Raw genomic sequence first — 255 nt, 5'->3', positions numbered from 1 at the left:
AAGGTTCGAGTCCTTCATGGCTCACCATTTATATTCACACGCGGGTGTGGCGGAATTGGCAGACGCGCTAGACTTAGGATCTAGTGTCTTACGACGTGGGGGTTCAAGTCCCTTCACCCGCATCTTTTATTAATTTCATATATGTGCGGAAGTAGTTCAGTGGTAGAACACCACCTTGCCAAGGTGGGGGTCGCGAGTTCGAACCTCGTCTTCCGCTCCACATATATAAGTCCTGCCGGGGTGGTGGAATTGGCA

The 255-nt window shown here is 51.0% G+C and carries 2 tRNA genes; both read left to right on the top strand.

Annotated features, from left to right (window positions below):
* Positions 1–40 precede the first annotated feature (40 nt).
* Positions 41–122, top strand: a tRNA-Leu gene (locus M3225_RS30300).
* Between the two features lie 23 nt (positions 123–145).
* Positions 146–220 (top strand) — tRNA-Gly (locus tag M3225_RS30295).
* The last annotated feature ends 35 nt before the right edge of the window (positions 221–255 follow it).

The organism is Priestia aryabhattai (assembly GCF_023715685.1).
In the GTDB taxonomy this organism is placed as follows: domain Bacteria; phylum Bacillota; class Bacilli; order Bacillales; family Bacillaceae_H; genus Priestia; species Priestia aryabhattai_B.
Note: the sequence above shows the minus strand (reverse complement) of the source record. Positions and strands in the feature narration are given on the sequence as shown.